The organism is Flavobacterium sp. CR10 (assembly GCF_055814415.1).
In genome coordinates this window covers 5,269,387-5,287,985 of record NZ_CP185985.1, presented here as the reverse complement: position 1 = coordinate 5,287,985, position 18,599 = coordinate 5,269,387, and the positions used below count along the sequence as shown (strand labels likewise).

Genomic DNA, 18,599 nt, shown 5'->3' with positions numbered 1-18,599 from the left:
AATTATGAGTTTTATACCAGAAGAATATCAGATTAATGCGCTGATAAATCAAGATACTTATCTTGTAAATGGAGAATTGAAACAATGGACAGGGCAAACCACACCTGTGTTTTCTACTATTTCTTCAACAGAAAAATATACGCCGACTTTATTAGGATCTATTCCTTTTATGGGAGAAAAAGAAGCGGCAGAAGTTGTCGAAGCTGCTACCAATGCATACGATATGGGGCAAGGTTTATGGCCGACTATGAAAGTAGTGGATCGTATTAAATGCATGGAAAAATTTGTGAAGCAAATGAAAGAAACCCGCGAAGAAGTGGTAAAATACTTAATGTGGGAAATCGGAAAATCATTGGGAGATTCGCAAAAAGAATTCGACAGAACAGTAGAGTATATTTACGATACTATTGCAAGCTACAAGGAATTAAACGGACGCAGTTCGCACTTTGAAAAGGTTCAGGGAGTAAACGCTATGATTCGCCGTGGACCTCTTGGGGTTGTATTATGTCTTGGGCCTTATAATTATCCTTTAAACGAAACTTTCTCATTGCTGATTCCAGCTTTGATTATGGGAAATACTGTAATCTTCAAACCTGCTAAGCATGGTGTTTTATGTATTTCGCCATTGTTGGAAGCTTTCAGAAGCAGTTTTCCAAAAGGTGTAATCAATATCGTTTACGGAAGAGGACGTGAAGTAGCTTCTCCGATTATGAAATCTGGAAAAATTGATGTTTTGGCATTAATTGGAAACAGTAAATCGGCGATTGCTTTACAAGATCAGCACCCTAACAAAAATAGATTGCGTTTGATTTTAGGTTTAGAAGCAAAAAATCCAGCAATTATTCTTCCAGATGCCGATTTAGATTTGGCTATTCAAGAATGTATTACAGGAAGTTTGTCTTTTAACGGACAGCGTTGTACAGCGTTGAAAGTTTTATATGTTCACGAATCTATTAGAGAAGAATTCAATAAACGTTTTGCTGAGAGAGTAGACAGTTTGGTTTTTGGAAATCCTTGGGAAAAAGGAGTTTCTTTAACACCGCTTCCAGAAACAGAGAAGCCAAAATATATTCAGGGATTAATTGATGATGCTGTTCATAAAGGAGCTAAAGTGATTAATGAAAAAGGAGGAAAACATACCGATAATTATATTTTCCCTGCAGTTCTTTATCCAGTAAACAAAGAAATGCGTGTGTATCATGAAGAGCAGTTTGGCCCAGTTGTACCTGTGCTTTCTTTCAAAGATATTAAAGAACCATTGAAAGATATGGCAGAATCAAATTACGGTCAGCAAGTAAGTTTGTTTGGTAAAGACATAAAAACATTGGCACCGCTTATTGATGCTTTAGTAAACTTAGTTTGCAGAGTAAACCTCAACAGTTCTTGCCAAAGAGGTCCAGACGCTTTCCCTTTTACAGGAAGAAAAGATTCTGCTGTAGGAACTTTGAGTATTCCAGATGCTTTGCGTTCATTCTCAATCCGTACGTTTGTAGCTTCAAAAGATATCGATTATAATAATGAGATTCTGCAGGAATTGCTTAACAGCAAAGAATCGAATTTTATTAATACCGATTATATTTTGTAGTAATCAAGGTTATATATTAATTGTAGATGCCGTCTGTTGCTTTTGGTGACAGACGGTTTTTTCTTTTAAGATGCTAAGGTTTATTAATTAAAAATTAAAAAGCACCATTTAACCAATAGCCATCAACTACAAACCATCTACCATTAACAATTAATAATTAAATTTGTAACATTATTAAAAAAAGCAGTCTTACTATTATACCAAACAATTTAAAGACCTAAGAATCATTTATGAAAAAGAGATTTTTGCAATTTGCATTAATAGCATTTGTTCTTTTTGCCCAAGATACTATTGCTCAAGAGCTTTACATGCCACGAAATATTAAAAAAGCCTACGATAACGGAACACGTTCTAAAGACGGGAAACCGGGCGTAAATTATTGGCAGAACCGCGGAAAATATAATATGGAAATTTCTATTGATCCTAAAACTAGATTGGTTTCAGGCACAGAAACTATTATTTACGAGAACAATAGCAAGGATACGCTAAGAAATTTAGTTATCCGTTTTGTAAATAATCTTCATAAACCCACTTCTTCTCGTGGGAGCGATGTAAGCAATGATTTTTTAAGCGACGGATTGACGATTACTTCGTTAAAAGTTGAAAATGAAGTGTACAAAGAAGACGCTAGAAATTGGGGAACGGTTGGAAATGTAAAACTGCAGAAACCAATTTTACCTCATTCAAAAACAACTATAAATATTGGGTGGAATTATCCTTTGTCTAAAGAGAGCGGAAGAGAAGGACAGATTGACGAAACAACTTTTTTTGTAGCCTATAGTTATCCAAGAGTTTCTGTCTTTGATGATTATAACGGATGGGATAGATTGCCGCATACAGATCGTCAAGAATTTTATAATGATTTTAATGATTATGTTTTTTCTGTAAAAGCACCTAAAAATTATGTGGTTTATGCAACAGGTGATTTGCTAAATCCAGATGAGGTTTTGCAGCCAGAATTTGCATCACGCTTAAAGAAATCTTACACAACAGATGAAATTCTGCATATCGCTAACGCAGAGGAAATGAAAAGCGGAATCGTGACCAAGCAATACGATTGGAACGTTTGGAAATTTGAAGCCAAAAATATCACAGATGTATGTTTCGGATTAAGCGATCATTATTTATGGGATGCTAGTAGTGTGATTGTCGATAAGAAAACAAATCGCCGTGTAAGCGTTCAGGCGGCTTACAATATTACGGGAACAGATTTTGTAAATTCTGTAAAAAACAATCAGTATGCTTTAGATTGGTTTTCTAACAATTGGCCAGGAGTTCCGTATCCGTTTTCTAAAATGACAGCTTTTCAAGGTTTCGCCGATATGGAATACCCTATGATGTGTAACGATTCGCAAGTGGATGATCCTGTTTTTGCGCAATTAGTCCAAGACCACGAAGTAGCACATACTTATTTCCCTTTTTATATGGGAATTAATGAAACGCGTTATGCTTTTATGGACGAAGGATGGGCAACAACTTTCGAATATTTAATCGGAATTGCTGAGCATGGAAAAGAGGCTGCCGATAATTTTTACAAAGAATTCAGAGTAAAACATTATATAAATGACCGTTCAACAGAAGAAGATCAGCCTATTATCACAATGTCTACACAAGTTTCTGGAGCAGGTTACGGAAATAATTCTTATGGTAAAGCGTCTCTTTCTTATTTGGCTTTGAAAGATTTATTGGGTGACGATGTATTTAAAAAAGCGCTGCACGATTATATGGATATTTGGAATGGCAAACATCCAATTCCGTGGGATTATTTTAATTCATTTAATACCTCAACAGGTAAAAATTTAAATTGGTTTTTTAATAATTGGTTCTTTACCAACAATTATTTAGATATTGCAGTAAAAGGTATTTCTGCAGATAAGAAAATCATAACAGTAGAAAACATTGGAGGTTTTGCAATTCCATTTGATGTTGTAATTACTTACGCTGATAAATCGAAAGTAACGATACATCAAACCCCAGCAGTTTGGGAAAAAAATCAAAAAACGGCTAAAATAACCCTGAAAAGTGTAAAAAAAATAGCCCAAATTCAGCTTGATGGAGGGATTTTTATGGATGCAACACCAGAAAACAATATTTTACTTGTTAAATAGATTAAGATGTTTTAAATAAATTAGTTAATAATGCTGTTTTGTTTTTAATAAAATAACGTTATTTTTTTGGAATAATTAACATTAATCAGAAATACGGAAAACCGTAAAGATATTTCTCAAAAAAAAGAGTAGGTTTGTTAAATAATAAAAAACCTACAAATTTTAATGAAAAATACATTTGTACTGATTGTATTGTTTAGTACATTCAAGTTCTTTGGACAAAATGACCAAAAAAAAGCATTTCAAAAAAGCAAATATGAGTTAGCCGTTTCTTATTATAAAAAAGCCGATTTTGAAAAAGCGGTTGATTTATTTTCTTTAGCAGCTAAAATTAAACCCGACAATGAGATTGGAAAAGATGCCCTAAATAAAGTGGATGCTTTACGTAGCCTTTTGAGAAAAGAAATTTTAAGTCAAGCCATTGGAACTTGGAAGCGGACAGGGAATCAGCCAGTCTGGTCTGCAGCTACGGCGGATAATGCCAATCAATCTAGTTTTGACGAATTAATTGAGATCAAAGAAAATGAAATAGCGTTTTATGAAGTAGACAAAAAAACAAAAGTAAAGAAACTTCTAAAAACAGAAAATTTAGTTTATAATGATGCAAACTGCACTGCATCAGTATTCTCAGAAATCATCCTTTCAGACGGGACAATTTGGAACTGCAGTCTTAATGAAAGATCAAACACGTTGCATGTTGTCAATGTAGCTATTAAAACAGAAGAAGGAATACAAAAAATAAACAGTGATAACGAAGAAAGTTATTATGTTAAGATCTAAATAAATAAAAAGGGAATTAATTGATTCCCTTTTTTTATATTTATAGAAATTTAAATCCAAGAGAAAGGCTGGTTATTCCAGTTTTAATTTCACTACTAGATGCATCTATATCGGTTAATCCTGCTAAATATCTTACATCAAAAGTAAGTCTCCAGACATCAACTCCAACACCTCCAAGTATACTGTGGTTGTTTCTTTCAAATGCTATAGAATTTAGATTATTGCTTGGTTTTATGTCCGAATAATTCTTCCAATTGTATCCTGCAAAAACTCTTACATTACCAATTTTTCCAAGCGGAATAATTTTGAAACCGGCGATTAAAGTCGCATCAGTGCCAGACAATTTAAATTCGGTTTCTCCAACGCCATCTTGGAAAACGCTGAAATTAGTTTGAGCGTAGCCAAATTCACCTTGCGCATAAAAAACGGTAAGGTTTACTCGAGCAAAAGCGGCAAAACCAACTCCTGTATTCGTATGGTCAGAGCTAAAGCTTTTTGCATCAACAGAAGTAATATTGGTCGAAAACTGCGGTCCAACTTGTATTAATTGCGCAAATCCATTTACACAAAAACATAAAAATGCTGCTAAAAAGAATTTTTTCATAAGGATCTTATTTGATTTTGGTAGCATAAAAATAAACATAATAGATTAGAATTGAGCGATTTGTCTGATTTATTTTTTTGTAAAGTTTTGATAGTTAGCTCTGTTCATTTTTTGCTCAGCTTTTCTAATCATATTAAAAAGAATTATTTTTGAAAAGATTTAATACATTGTTAATGGAAATTAAAACAATAAAAGCATCCGATACTTGGCAGATCCGTCATGAAGTAATGTGGCCCGACAAGCCTTTTGAGTTTGTACAGCTAGAAGAAGACGACTTAGGATTTCATTTTGGAGTTTTTGAAGGAAATAAATTAGTTTCTATCGTTTCTTGTTTTATTGAAGGGAAAGAAATGCAGTTTAGAAAATTAGCCACTTTAGAAGAGTATCAGGGAAAAGGAATTGCTTCTTATCTTTTAAAACACATTTTGGAATTTGCCAAAAATGAAAAAATGGAAAAAGTTTGGTGTAATGCCAGAAGCAATAAAAAGTCTTTTTATGAAAAAATAGGACTTATAGATACTCATAAAACATTTGTAAAAGCTGGTCAGGAGTTTACGATAATGGAAATTGAAATTTAAAAATAAGAAATTGTTTTTCTGTATAAATGTTTGTTTTGTAGTTGGTTATATTGTGTTTTTTGAATCGAATGATGCTTTTCTTCATCTAATCTTCATATAAAAAGTTACCGAAAACGTTTTCATTTTATGTAACTGTTAAAGCTTGTTAAAAAATCTTTTTTTGTTTTAATTCTTTTATTACTTTCGCACCGAAATGAGAAAGTTAATAGTATTTTTAGTATTCATGAATATGCTTCTGTTTGGCGGAGGCCAATATTTGAATGCAAATACGTTTGGTCCTCATAATCACCATCATCTACAAAAACACCGAGTTAAATTCACTAATCAAGATCGTGGAACTTCAACAATTGAAGAAGCTACGGATATTGATTTAGAAGAAGATTTAGTTGGTGGCGAAGATGTTGATTTACTTGCGAACAAATATTTTACTGCTTCGTACAGTTTGGTAGACGCTTTGTATCTGGCACTTTCAGATCAGTCTGCAGCGAATGATTCTAGTCGTTTAAAATTTTCTACGCCTATATTCGGGCATTCAAATCCTATCTATATTACTCAACGAGTATTAAGAATTTGATTTTATAGTATACATCGGTTACCTGAGTTTTGATCTCTGCGTATCTTGCTGTTGTATATTTTTCTACTCCTGCTTATATGAAGGTTAAAGGTCTGGACTAAGGCTGACTGATGCATTTTAACATCCAAAAGGAATTTTTTATTCCAAAAGCATTCAATCGCTTAATTTCCAAACTAAATCATGAAAAAAATCATTGTGTTCACAGGCTTAATGGCCTTGGTGTGCTTAACGAGCTGTACATCTAAAAAAGAAGAAAAAGAAGAAGTTGAAAAATTTACGGTTACTAGTCCGGTTAGAATCGATACTTCGTTTACCAAAGAATACGTTTCACAAATTAGATCGGTTCGTAATATCGAGCTTCGCGCCCAAGAAAAAGGTTTTTTACAAAATATATATGTTGACGAAGGACAGTTTGTAAAAAAAGGACAGCTGTTATTTAAAATTATGCCAAACATGTACCAGGCAGAATTATTAAAAGCACAGTCAGAACAAAAATCTGCAGAAATCGAATTGCAGAATTCTAAATTATTAGCAGATAAAAATATCGTTTCTAAAAACGAATTGAGTGTTGCTCAAGCAAAACTACAATCAGCAAAAGCTGAAGTATCATTAGCAAAACTTCATTTATCATTCACAGAAATCAGAGCTCCGTTTGACGGAACAATCGACCGTATTCCTTTAAAACTTGGAAGTTTAATTGACGAGGGAGAATTATTGACAAGTCTTTCAGACAACAGTCAGATGTTTGCTTATTTCAATGTTTCGGAGCCAGAATATATTAGTTATGAGACTAATATTAAAGACCGTGCAGATAACAAAGTAAACTTAGTTTTGGCTAACGGAGATATTTTTAAAGAAAAAGGAAATGTTGAGGTAATTGAAAGTGAATTCAACAACGAAACAGGAAATATCGCTTTCAGAGCAAGATTCCCTAATTCTGGAAAATTACTTAGAAATGGTGAAACAGGACAAGTTCAAATGAATGTTCCTCTTAAAAATGCCATTGTAATTCCGCAAAAAGCAACTTACGAAATTCAAGATAAAAAATATGTTTTTGTAGTTGGCAAAGACAACAAAGTAAGTTCTAGAGAGATTACAATCACAGGTGAAATTCCTGATTTATATGTAATCAAAAGCGGTATTACAGAAAACGATAGAATCCTACTTGAAGGAGTTCAGAAAGTAAAAGAAAACGACAAGATTAAATTCGATTACGAATCTCCTAAAGAAGTAATCAATCATTTACGCTTAAAAGCAGAATAGGTTTACTGGGTTTTAATCATTAAAAAATACAAAAATGTTTAATAAATTTATTCAAAGACCTGTTCTTTCGATAGTAATATCGTTGATTATTGTCTTTTTAGGGGTGTTGTCGGTTTTGAATTTACCAATTACACAATTCCCTACAATTTCGCCTCCAATGGTGAACGTTACCGCAGATTATCCTGGATCTAACGGTGAATTGATGGTTAAAGCAGTTGTTATTCCTTTGGAAAGAGCCTTAAACGGTGTTCCTGGAATGAAATATATGGCTTCAGATGCTGGAAACGACGGTGAAGCTACAATTAAAGTAGTTTTTAACTTAGGTACAGATCCTAACCAAGCTGCAATTAACGTGCAGAACCGTGTGGCTTCTGTTACCAATAAACTTCCTCCTTTGGTAATCCGTGAAGGTATTAAGATTACTCGAGAAGTGCCAAGTATGTTGATGTACGTGAACCTTTACAGTACAGACAAAAATACTGACATGAAGTTCTTATACAACTATGCCGATATCAACGTACTTTCTGAATTGAAAAGGGTAAACGGTATTGGTTCTGGAGATATCTTAGGAACACGTGAATATGCAATGCGTATCTGGTTGAAGCCAGACCGTATGTTAGCTTATAAAATTTCTGCTGATGAAGTAATGGAAGCATTATCAAGTCAGAGTTTGGAGGCCTCTCCAGGAAAAACAGGAGAGAGTTCAGGTAAGCGTTCTCAAGCATTTGAATATGTATTGAAATATTCAGGACGTTTTACGACAAAAGAACAATACGAGAATATTGTGGTAAAAGCAAATCCAAATGGAGAACTTTTACGTCTGAAAGATATTGCCAAAGTTGAATTTGGAAGTTCAATGTATGATATCTATTCTAATTTAAATGGAAGACCATCTGCGGCGATTGTATTGAAACAGTCTTTTGGAAGTAACGCGAATCAAGTTATTGAGGAGGTTAAAGCTAAATTGGAAAAAATCAAACAGAGATTTCCAAAAGGAATGGATTATGAAATTTCGTATGACGTTTCTAAATTCCTTGATGCTTCTATAGAGAAAGTAATCCACACGCTTGTTGAGGCCTTTATTCTGGTTGGTTTGGTAGTATTCCTTTTCTTAGGAGACTGGAGATCTACGGTTATTCCAGCAATTGCGGTTCCAGTATCGTTGGTCGGAACTTTCGTGTTCATGACTTTCTTCGATATTTCATTGAACTTAATTACATTATTTGCTTTAGTATTAGCAATTGGAGTCGTCGTCGATGACGCGATTGTGGTTATTGAGGCCGTTCACGCCAAGATGGAAGAAGAACATCTCTCGCCATTTAAAGCAACTAAACAAGCAATGCATGAAATCGCGGGGGCAATTATCGCTATTACATTCTTAATGGCGGCGGTATTTATTCCGGTTGCCTTTATGTCTGGTCCTGTTGGAGTTTTCTACAGACAGTTTTCTGTAACTATGGCAACGGCGATTATCCTTTCTGGTATTGTGGCTTTGACATTGACACCTGCACTTTGTGCGATGATGCTAAAAAACAATCACGGACAGCCTAAAAAGCCAACACCAGCCAATAGATTTATTGATGCTTTCAACGAAAAATTCAATTTAGCACAAGGGAAATACCAAAATTTATTAGGTAAAATCGTTGACAGAAGAGTGGTTACAATTGTGGCACTTATAGGTTTCTGTATCGGAACATTTTTAATAAGCAGTTCAGTTCCTTCAGGATTTATTCCGAATGAGGATCAGGGAATGTTTTATGCCGTAATTCAGACGCCTCCAGGATCATCTTTAGAAAGAACAAACAATATTGCAGAGAGAGTTCAGAAAATTGCTGAGGAGATTGACGGAGTAAAATCGGTTTCTTCATTGGCAGGTTATGAGATTTTGTCTGAAGGTACAGGAGCTAACTCTGGAACGTGTTTGGTTAACCTGAAAGACTGGAGCGAGAGAAAAGAATCTGTTTTGGAGATTATGCACGAAATGGAGGAAAAATGTAAAGATATTGCAGGAGCAAATATCGAATTTTTCCAACCGCCTGCTGTACCTGGATATGGTGCTGCCGGAGGATTTGAGCTTCGTTTGCTAGATAAAACGGGTTCTGTAGATTATAAGAGAATGGAACAGGTAAACAATGATTTTGTTGCCGAATTGAACAGACAGCCAGAATTATCAAACGTATTTAGTTTTTATAGCTCTAGTTTCCCTCAATACATGATGAAAGTCGACAATGACTTAGCACAGCAAAAAGGTGTTTCTATCGAAAATGCTATGAATACGTTGTCAACTCTTGTGGGAAGTAACTACGAAATCAGTTTTATCAAATTCGGTATCAACTATAAAGTAATTGTTCAAGCTTCGCCAGAATATCGTGCACAGCCAGATGATATCTTGAAATTGTATGTGAAAAACGATCGTGATGAAATGGTTCCTTATTCTGCTTTTATGAAATTAGAAAAAGTGTATGGACTTTCAGAGATTACGCGTCACAATATGTATACCTCAACACAAATCAGTGGTTCGCCAGCTGCGGGTTATAGTTCAGGTACTGCAATTAAAGTAATTCAGAGAGTAGCTGCAGAAAAATTGCCAAGAGGATATGACATTGACTGGGCAGGTATTTCTGCCGATGAGGTGGCTCAAGGTAATCAGGCTATTTGGGTATTCTTAATCTGTTTAGGATTCGTTTACTTGGTCTTAGCAGCACAATATGAAAGTTTCATTCTGCCATTGTCAGTAATTCTTTCCTTGCCAGCGGGTATTTTCGGAGCTTTCCTTTTATTAAAATTAACAGGATTAGAAAACAACATTTACGCTCAAGTTGCAATGGTAATGTTGATTGGTTTGTTAGGTAAAAATGCCGTATTGATCGTGGAGTTTGCGATACAGAGACACGCTGCAGGATTATCGGTTTTACAATCAGCAATGGAAGGAGCAAAAGCAAGGTTCCGTCCAATCTTAATGACATCTTTTGCCTTTATTGCAGGTTTATTGCCACTTGCTTTTGCAACTGGTCCCGGTAAAATTGGTAACAGAACAATTGGTACTGCAGCCGCGGGAGGTATGCTTATTGGAACCATTTGTGGTGTATTTGTAATTCCGGGCTTGTATTTCATTTTTGCCAAAATTGCTGAAAAATACAAATTGGTAAAACATGAATTAGAAAATCCATTAACAGAAGAAATTGATAACAATCATGTATAAAGTTAAATCATATCAATATAGTATTGCATTAGCTGTTTGTCTAGCAGTTGCAGGGTGTAAAACTCCTGCACCTGAGGCAGCAGTTACTACAAGTACTCCAGTTCCTGAATCGTTTGGTGCAACTGCTCAAACGCAAGATGCAAACAATAATACAGCAGCATTAAACTGGAAAGATTATTTTAAAGATCAGAATCTAGTAGATTTAATCGATGCTGCATTAAAAAACAATCAGGAATTAAATATCACTTTGCAGGAAATTGAAATTGCAAAGAATGATATTCGTGTAAAAAAAGGACTTTTATTGCCAACAGCAGGTTTGCGTGCGGGAGCGGGAGTAGAAAAAGTGGGTAGATATACCAGCCAAGGTGCGGGTGATGCTACAACAGAAATTAAACCGGGAGTTGAAACACCAGATCCGTTGGGAGATTTTACCATTGCAGCCTATGCAAACTGGGAAGTAGATATCTGGAAAAAACTGCGAAATTCTAAAAAAGCAGCTTTAAACAGATATTTGGCTACAGTAGAAGGTAAAAACTTTGTGATTACAAACCTCATCGCTGAAGTTGCCGATTCTTATTATGAATTGTTGGCATTAGACAATCAATTGGATATTGTTAAGCAGACCATCAAATTGCAGACTAACGCTTTAGAAATTGTAAAAGTTCAAAAACAAGCGGCAAGAGCAACAGAATTGGGAGTTAAGAAATTTGAAGCAGAGGTTTTAACTTCACAAAGTCTGGAGTTTGATATCTTACAGAAGATAAAAGAAAACGAAAACAAAATCAACTTTTTGCTGGGTAGATATCCTCAGGAAATTAAAAGAACTAGCAGCACTAACTTCTTAAGTCTATTGCCAGCAGTTGTAAGTTCTGGAATTCCATCTCAATTGTTACAGAATCGTCCAGATGTTAAACAGGCAGAATTGGAATTGGTTGCGGCAAAATTAGATGTAAAAGTAGCTCGTGCAGAGTTTTATCCTTCTTTGGATATTACGGCTGCAATTGGAGTAAACGCTTTTAAACCTTCTTATTTGTTCACCATGCCAGAATCGCTTTTATATTCATTGGCAGGAGATCTTGTAGCACCATTGATTAACAGAAATGCAATTAAAGCAGAGTTTGCGAGTGCCAATGCAAGACAGATTCAAGCATTATACAATTATGATCGTACGGTTTTAAACGCTTATTTAGAAGTTTCAAACCAAATGTCTAAGATTGAAAATCTTCAAAAAGGTTACGATCTTAAATCGAAACAAGTTGACGCTTTAAATACTTCTATTGATGTTTCTAATGATTTGTTTAAATCAGCTAGAGTAGATTATTTCGAGGTTTTGATGACGCAGAGAGATGCTTTAGAAGCTAAATTGGAATTAATAGACACTAAAAAAGAACAATTAAATGCTGCAGTTCATGTTTACAGAGACTTGGGCGGCGGATGGAAATAATTTTGCCAATTAATTTGTAGTGGAAAAGCCTTTCGGAAGTAAAATTCTGAAAGGCTTTTTCGGTTTTAAATAAGCATTTTTTATTTTGCTTCGCGATTACTGCTAAAAGAATCTCTAAACATTTTCCAGCCTTTAGGTGTTTTTTTCCAAAGAACAAGAAACTTGCCATCATCCATAAGTTCTCCTTTCGAATTTAAAGACTGCCATAAACCTTCTTCGGTAACATATTCTACGCCATCGCCGTAAACTGCTGTCGTAATAAATTTACCGCCTCTTAAGCCGTATTCATCATAGGCTTTTCTGAAGAATTTGGCAGCACCTTCTTTTCCATAAATTTGAGGCGCATTCGGAAGCAAAATTGAAGCGTCATCCGCATAACGATCTATAAAAATCGAAGGATCGTTGTTTTTAAATGAATCAAAATAAATAGCATTACTTGCCTGAATTGCTTTTTTTGCTTCGTCTAAATTGGCTGTTTCTTTTTTTGATGTCGAATTACAGCTGTTTAATACTATGGCAAATAAAATTAGTTTTAAGATTGTACCAAGAACATAATTTTTCATAACGTTTGTTTTTAATTAAAAGAATAAATTGATATTATTTTAATCAAAGGTATTGCGTCTGAAAATTTTAAAATTGTACAAATCGGAACAGTTTTTTTAAGTTACTGAGATTCTGAGTTGCTCAGATTCTGAGAAGTAGTGTTTGTAAATACTATACATTTCCTTAAATAATCAAATTATTTATTGGAGATAGATTTTCTAGGTAAGAAGTAGGCGTGGTTCCTGTAAAAGCTTTAAAATCTCTTATAAAATGCGATTGGTCAAAGTAGCCAGAATCGTAAGCAATTGAAGTTAAGGGAGAATCATTATTGGCAATCAATTTTAAACTGCGCTGAAAACGTACAATCTTATTAAAGGATTTTGGAGCCAGACCCGTATGCTGAAAAACCAGTTTATGAAGATAGCGAGGCGTCATTCCGTATTTGGCTGCAATAGTATTGATGTCGTTACCTGATGGATTTTGTACTAAACTCGAAAGTATATGAGCCACTTTTTGAATTTTTTGCGACTTATTATCGTTCATTATCAATTTCTTGATTAAGAAAGATTCGATAAGTTCAATTCGCTTTTGAATTTCTGGAGTTTCCAAAAGCTGTAAATGAAGTGTTGTTATAGGTTTGCCAATAACATCTTCTAAATCTAAAATCTGATCGTTAAAGATTCCGACTTCATCATTAAAAAAATAAGCTGCAGAGTGTGTATAAAATCGAATGCCCAACATAGTGTGTCTGCCTTTTGATTTTATAGCAAGCGGTTTTGTTATTTGTCCCCACAATTCAATTTTGGGTGTTTTATGAAATTTTTCATCAATCAATGATTCCCAAATACCTTCGGCGAGGTTAAAAATCATTTCCATTTCGCCACTCGGAAAAACAGTATCTTGAAATTCTATATCAGAATCTGATTCAAAAATATAATAATGTTTTATATAAGGTTTCAGAATTTCTGATGGTAGAAAATATTGGAATTCCATTGCGTCAGATTAATGTTAATTCATTGTCTAGACCAAAGTTATGAAATTAAAGAATAGTTAAACCAGTATTTTTATACGGCTTTAAAATTTCATCTTCGGGAGAAACATTGGTCACCAAAACATCAATGTCTTTTATTGGGCAGACAAAGTAAGATTCGGCAGTTTCAACTTTTTCGATAGAACTTAAAGCAATAACAAAGTTGGAGTTTTTAATCATATTTTTTTTCAGCACAGAATCGTCGTATAAAATTCCCGTAATGCCACGTTCGTGATGAATACTGCAAATTCCTAAAATGAAGACGTCTGCTCTGAAATTTCTAAAGAAATCTATTGTTTCAATACTCGAAGTCGCAAAAGAAGTTTTGCACATTTTTCCGCCAGCAAAAATTAAATCAATATTGGGTAAATCTTCAATCAATGAAGCAACGGGAAAACTATTGGTAATAACCGTTAATTTTAAATCGTAAGGAAAACTGGCAACCAAAGCCAAAGATGTAGTTCCTCCATCAATAAAAACAACTTGTCCGTCTTTTAAAAACGAAATAGCTTTTTGAGCAATAATTTTTTTGTTTTCAATATCGTGTTTTTCTCTTTTTCTATAATGAAGCGGAATTGGAGAAGGAGCAACCGCACCACCGCGAACCGCTTTCAAAAGCCCTTGATCTGAAAGTTCTTTTAAATCGCGTCGGATGGTATCTTCTGAAACGCTCAAATATTCACTTAATTCTACAGATGAAACGCGATGTTCTTTAGATAAATATTCTAAAATTGCTTTTTGACGTTCTTCCTTTTTCATTTTGCCTGCGGTTTTATGTTGCAAAAATAAGTTAAAAATTGCAATATTTTGCAATTTTTGCATAATTTTACCGCAAAATAAAATTATCATGAGAAAGAAAACCATTGCAGTTGATATGGATGGGGTGCTAGCCGATATAGAATCCCAATTGATTGAAGAGTACAATAAAGAATACGGAATGAACCTTACGAAAGAGGGAATTCAAGGATTAAGTGAAGAAGAAGCTTTTAAAGAAAGAGCGCTTTTGCACGGAATTTTAAATAAGGGAAACTTTTTTAGAAACCTGCCAGTAATGCCAGATGCAGTCGAAAGTTTGCAAGAACTCCAAAAGAATTTTGAGATTTTTATTGTTTCGGCAGCAACAGAATTTCCAATTTCACTTGCCGAAAAAGTGGCTTGGCTGGGCGAACATTTTCCCTTTATAAAATGGGAAAATATAGTTTTATGCGGCAGTAAAAGAATCATAAATACCGATTACTTGATAGACGACCACTGTAAAAATTTAGATTATTGCATGGGCAAACCAATTATGTTTACGGCCTTTCACAATATAAACAAAACGCACCATTTGCGAGTAAATAACTGGAAAGAAGCTGTGGCTGTTTTGAACGAAACATTATAAGCTGGAAAAGGTTATAATAGTATTGTTTTTGAAGAGAAAAGCTTTTCAGATTAATTCTGAAAGGTTTTTTATTTAATAAGCGAATTTTTCTTTTACCTTAATCTGAGTTTGTTCTGGCATCGATATTTTTACTTTAAATCCTTTGCCAGGCTCTGTGTCAATATCAAATGTTCCGTTAACCGCTACAATGCGATTTGACATGTTTTGAAGGCCATTTTTCACAAGCATAGTTTTTTCGCAGCCTTTACCATTATCCCTATAATTTATTGAAATTGATTTCTGGTCACTTTCAAATCGTATAACCACAATACTTGCTTCGCTGTGCTTTTTCATGTTTACCATTAGTTCCTGTAAAATTCGGCTGATGGTGATTTTTTTTATATCGTCAATGTCTTCCCAATTTATGTCTTCTAAATTGGTAATCATGATATTTCTTTCTCGCGTATTATAGGCAGAGAGCATTTCTTTTATGCTGTGGGTAAAGTTTACTCCAGTATCGATACTATTGTTTTCTCTTGAAATTCCCCTTACGCGACTATAAATGTCATCCAGTTTTTGCAGCAGATTCTCTTTGGTGTTTTCTACAGATAATGGCTGAGATTCAGCAAAAGCAATAACTTGGAAAACGTCGTTTGCCAATTCATCATGGATTTTTTTAGCAATTCGGGTTTCGGTGTTGTACGAAGTTTTAAATTCGATGGCTTTGTTTTTATTTTTATAATAACGTATCAAAATGAATATTAAAATAACTAAAAAAGTAAAAACAATTGCCGATACGATTTTTAGGTATTTGGCTCTTTGAAGCGATAATTGATTCTCGGCTTTTTCTAAACGGAGTTTTTCATTTTCCTCTTTTTCCTTTTTGGCATCGTACTTAATTTTGGCAGACTTATTTTTAAAATTATTGCGAACTTTAATAATACTGTCGTTCAGAGTAAAGTACTTTTGAGTGTATTTTGCAGTATTAGAACTATTATCATTTGAAATTAATATTTGAAGTGCTTCTAATCTTTCGTCGATGCTATTGAGTTTTGTAGAAATGTTATATGCGGCAAGAGCGTTTTCATCTGATTTTTTTTTGTCTTTTTCAGAATAATAATCTGCTAGATGCAAATAACTTTCAATACTTCCATAAGTATCTGCAGATTTAATTCTTGTCTTTAAACCTTCACTCATTAATAGGATTCCCTTTTCGTCCAATCCTTTTTTAAAGTAAGCATAGCCCAAGTTGTCTAGTAGTAATGACTTGTCATATGGCGTAGCTTTCTCTTTTAAATCTTTACTTGAAAGCGATTGTAAAAGAGAATCTAAGATGGGAATTGCTTTATCATATTTTTTTTGTTGGATATAAACAGCTGCGATGTTGTTTAATGGAGTTTGTTTTTCTACAGGATTTTCAAAAGAATTTAATGCTTCTTTATAATAAAAAATGGCATCATTATAAAGAGAAAGTTCTTTATCGGCAATACCAAGTCTATTATATATACAAGCCGTGTGGTTTCTGTTTTTTTTAGCATATGGTAATGCTTCGGTTACTGTTTCCTTACTACCATAATAGTCTCCATTGATTTGTTGAATGGATGCCATTTGGATAAGTATATAGGAAATATTAGCACTGTCTTTTAAAGTTTCAAAAAGTATTTTTGATTTATTGAACTGATAAAAAGCTGTATTTAAATTTTGTTTCAGAAAATTTTCATCTGCTATATCTCGTAAGCTAAGTGCTTCTTTTTTAATTGATTCAGTTTTAGGAGTAGTAGAACTTTCTTTCTTGCAGGAAAAAAGTGAGAGAAGTAGAATAAAATAAAAAAACGGGGACCGTAACATATAAATTTACTTTCCCCGAAATTAGTAATTAATTAGATACTAAAAATATATTTATTAAAATTATGGTTTGACTGGTAGTCCTCCACCGTCACCAGGACCATCAGGATTTTCACCGCCAGCGTATGAAGGCTGGGTAGTTTTTTCAGTTTTTTTAACTGTTTGTGTCTCGTACTCATCAGGAGTGCAAGAAAATATCGTGAACAATAGCGCAAAAGCGATAAATAGTATTAGTTTTTTCATTTTGTTTATTTTTAAGAAATTAGACATAGGTATTGCTGTCCGGAATGATCCAGAGGCTTTGGGACAATACCAACATTGGTTTTGGGAAGTGAAGTGTGTAGAACAGTAAGACGTTATTTATACTTCCCGAATAAACTCGGTCTTACAGTTTTTTTACACTCTTAATTAGAACTGGTTTTCATTATTGTTTTAGTCTGCAGACAAAACCTGAACTAATTTCTTGATGCAAAGTAAAGGAGCTTCCAGGCCTTAACTGGCAAGGGATTCCCGGAATTCCCGCGTTTTCCTGAGATTCCCAGAAATTCCCAGAGAAAGCTTAAAAGTCTAGTTTGAATTATTTAATTTTAGACAAATCTCTTATTATAATAGATGCAATAAGTCTGTCAAAAGTTGGGTGCGAACTATTAAAAAAAATATAGAAATAGTATAGATATGGAACAGAAATTGAATTGTTTGTAATGATTAAACTTAGAGGTTGAAAATAAAGGCATATAAAAAAGTTTTAGTTAAAAATGGAAATAAAAGGAGTCAAAAGAATTTTCTAAAAAAGTAAGATGAACAATACATTAGAAGAATATAAAAAGGCGATTAAAATTAAATACGAGATCGAAAAAGACGGGGAGTACTTTGATTTTTTGTACCATCCTTCACGCGGAAAGCTTCGCGATTTGTGCTGGATTATTTTTGAGGATAATCCGACTCAAGACGATTTAAAAGTTTTTAGGAATTTACTGTGCGTAGATTTTGATTATACTCAAAAGAATAAGTTTAAAAATCAAAAAGATAAGTTTAGGCCTATTGAAACTTTCTTTAAAGGCGAAACACATCCATCAAATATTGATGCCATAAATCTTGCAGCAGTAATAGTCGATTTTCAGCCGCGCCCTTTTAAAAAATTCAATGAAAAATGTAGAATTGAAGAAGCAAAACAAGTTAAGAATGTAACCGCTGAAATTGATAGTAATGGCATAGAAAAGAATGTTTTGGTAAAAAATGAAAATGAAGAGTCTAGAGAAGTTTCCCAAAAGAGAAATTCTGTACTGAATTTTAAAGATCTATTTTCTAAAACAATGGTTCAGAAAATATATCCTCGCAAAATAATTACGGTTGCTGTTGGAGCAGTTGCTCTAGTTTCTTCTGCATGTTTATATTTGGTGCAGAAAAAAAGTTAAAAGGGATAATTTCGAAATGAAAATCCGATGCATTTTTAAAAATAAAATGCTTGAAGAGAGAAAAAGAATGTTTTTTTGTAGGGTGATTGTGGCGTTTAAAAAGTTTGTTTTTCGGCATATATTTACTGTTATTTACACAATAAAGATAAGAAAAAAATCTCGATAAACCTAATGAAATTCAGTGAAATAACAGGTTTTTTTGCTTTTTTTTTCTCTTTTTTTGAAGAAATTTTTTTGAGTTTTTTTGCTTAATTATTTATTCTATAAA

At 33.8% G+C, this 18,599-nt stretch carries 16 protein-coding genes; 10 read left to right on the top strand and 6 right to left on the bottom strand.

The window, feature by feature from the left end; translation table 11 throughout:
* Positions 1 to 4: 4 nt before the first annotated feature.
* From ACNRYB_RS22150 to ACNRYB_RS22140, 3 genes are all read left to right on the top strand, one after another.
* On the top strand, positions 5 to 1,585 hold the full coding sequence (locus tag ACNRYB_RS22150) for an NADP-dependent glyceraldehyde-3-phosphate dehydrogenase (protein ID WP_473728778.1): 1,581 nt from the start codon (positions 5 to 7) through the stop codon (positions 1,583 to 1,585).
* Positions 1,586 to 1,815: 230 nt separating this feature from the next.
* Positions 1,816 to 3,693, top strand: coding sequence for a M1 family metallopeptidase (locus ACNRYB_RS22145; RefSeq protein WP_473728777.1), 1,878 nt, complete (start codon positions 1,816 to 1,818; stop codon positions 3,691 to 3,693).
* Between the two features lie 165 nt (positions 3,694 to 3,858).
* Entirely contained in the window at positions 3,859 to 4,473 is a 615-nt protein-coding gene (locus ACNRYB_RS22140) for a tetratricopeptide repeat protein (RefSeq protein ID WP_129745307.1), read from the top strand.
* Between the two features lie 40 nt (positions 4,474 to 4,513).
* Here ACNRYB_RS22140 and ACNRYB_RS22135 read toward each other — a convergent pair whose 3' ends face one another.
* Complete coding sequence (locus tag ACNRYB_RS22135; RefSeq protein WP_129745309.1) at positions 4,514 to 5,077, bottom strand: outer membrane beta-barrel protein; 564 nt, start codon at positions 5,075 to 5,077, stop codon at positions 4,514 to 4,516.
* 173 nt (positions 5,078 to 5,250) lie between these two features.
* On the opposite strand from ACNRYB_RS22135, the gene ACNRYB_RS22130 reads away from it, so the two are divergent.
* From ACNRYB_RS22130 to ACNRYB_RS22110, 5 genes are all read left to right on the top strand, one after another.
* Positions 5,251 to 5,655, top strand: a complete 405-nt coding sequence (locus tag ACNRYB_RS22130; RefSeq protein ID WP_473728776.1) for a GNAT family N-acetyltransferase — start codon at positions 5,251 to 5,253, stop codon at positions 5,653 to 5,655.
* Between the two features lie 229 nt (positions 5,656 to 5,884).
* Positions 5,885 to 6,229, top strand: a complete 345-nt coding sequence (locus tag ACNRYB_RS22125; RefSeq protein WP_242502468.1) for a hypothetical protein — start codon at positions 5,885 to 5,887, stop codon at positions 6,227 to 6,229.
* A gap of 180 nt (positions 6,230 to 6,409) precedes the next feature.
* The gene (locus ACNRYB_RS22120; protein WP_473728775.1) at positions 6,410 to 7,492 is read left to right on the top strand and encodes an efflux RND transporter periplasmic adaptor subunit; all 1,083 of its coding nucleotides are present in this window, start codon (positions 6,410 to 6,412) and stop codon (positions 7,490 to 7,492) included.
* 34 nt (positions 7,493 to 7,526) lie between these two features.
* On the top strand, positions 7,527 to 10,694 hold the full coding sequence (locus ACNRYB_RS22115) for an efflux RND transporter permease subunit (RefSeq protein WP_473728774.1): 3,168 nt from the start codon (positions 7,527 to 7,529) through the stop codon (positions 10,692 to 10,694).
* Positions 10,687 to 12,138: a TolC family protein gene (locus ACNRYB_RS22110; RefSeq protein WP_129745319.1), complete on the top strand. Its 1,452-nt coding sequence runs from the start codon at positions 10,687 to 10,689 to the stop codon at positions 12,136 to 12,138. The genes ACNRYB_RS22115 and ACNRYB_RS22110 overlap by 8 nt, the downstream gene beginning before the upstream one ends.
* 80 nt (positions 12,139 to 12,218) lie before the next feature.
* Here the strand turns inward: ACNRYB_RS22110 and ACNRYB_RS22105 are convergent, their stop codons facing one another.
* The 3 genes from ACNRYB_RS22105 to ACNRYB_RS22095 form a co-directional block, all read right to left on the bottom strand.
* Positions 12,219 to 12,701, bottom strand: a complete 483-nt coding sequence (locus ACNRYB_RS22105; RefSeq protein WP_473728773.1) for a YybH family protein — start codon at positions 12,699 to 12,701, stop codon at positions 12,219 to 12,221.
* Between the two features lie 163 nt (positions 12,702 to 12,864).
* Positions 12,865 to 13,674 carry a helix-turn-helix domain-containing protein gene (locus ACNRYB_RS22100; protein WP_473728772.1) on the bottom strand — a complete coding sequence of 270 codons (810 nt, stop codon included), beginning with the start codon at positions 13,672 to 13,674 and terminating at the stop codon, positions 12,865 to 12,867.
* 46 nt (positions 13,675 to 13,720) lie between these two features.
* Positions 13,721 to 14,470, bottom strand: a complete 750-nt coding sequence (locus tag ACNRYB_RS22095) for a DeoR/GlpR family DNA-binding transcription regulator (protein WP_165352384.1) — start codon at positions 14,468 to 14,470, stop codon at positions 13,721 to 13,723.
* Between the two features lie 88 nt (positions 14,471 to 14,558).
* Here ACNRYB_RS22095 and ACNRYB_RS22090 point away from each other — a divergent pair, with 88 nt between their 5' ends.
* Complete coding sequence (locus ACNRYB_RS22090) at positions 14,559 to 15,092, top strand: 5' nucleotidase, NT5C type (RefSeq protein ID WP_473728771.1); 534 nt, start codon at positions 14,559 to 14,561, stop codon at positions 15,090 to 15,092.
* A 72-nt stretch (positions 15,093 to 15,164) separates the two neighbouring features.
* Here the strand turns inward: ACNRYB_RS22090 and ACNRYB_RS22085 are convergent, their stop codons facing one another.
* Both ACNRYB_RS22085 and ACNRYB_RS22080 read right to left on the bottom strand, forming a co-directional pair.
* Positions 15,165 to 16,919, bottom strand: a complete 1,755-nt coding sequence (locus tag ACNRYB_RS22085) for a tetratricopeptide repeat-containing sensor histidine kinase (protein WP_473728770.1) — start codon at positions 16,917 to 16,919, stop codon at positions 15,165 to 15,167.
* A 60-nt stretch (positions 16,920 to 16,979) separates the two neighbouring features.
* Positions 16,980 to 17,159 carry a hypothetical protein gene (locus ACNRYB_RS22080; protein ID WP_473728769.1) on the bottom strand — a complete coding sequence of 60 codons (180 nt, stop codon included), beginning with the start codon at positions 17,157 to 17,159 and terminating at the stop codon, positions 16,980 to 16,982.
* Positions 17,160 to 17,713: 554 nt separating this feature from the next.
* Between ACNRYB_RS22080 and ACNRYB_RS22075 the strand changes: the two genes are divergently transcribed.
* Positions 17,714 to 18,331, top strand: a complete 618-nt coding sequence (locus tag ACNRYB_RS22075; RefSeq protein ID WP_473728768.1) for a hypothetical protein — start codon at positions 17,714 to 17,716, stop codon at positions 18,329 to 18,331.
* Positions 18,332 to 18,599 lie beyond the last annotated feature (268 nt).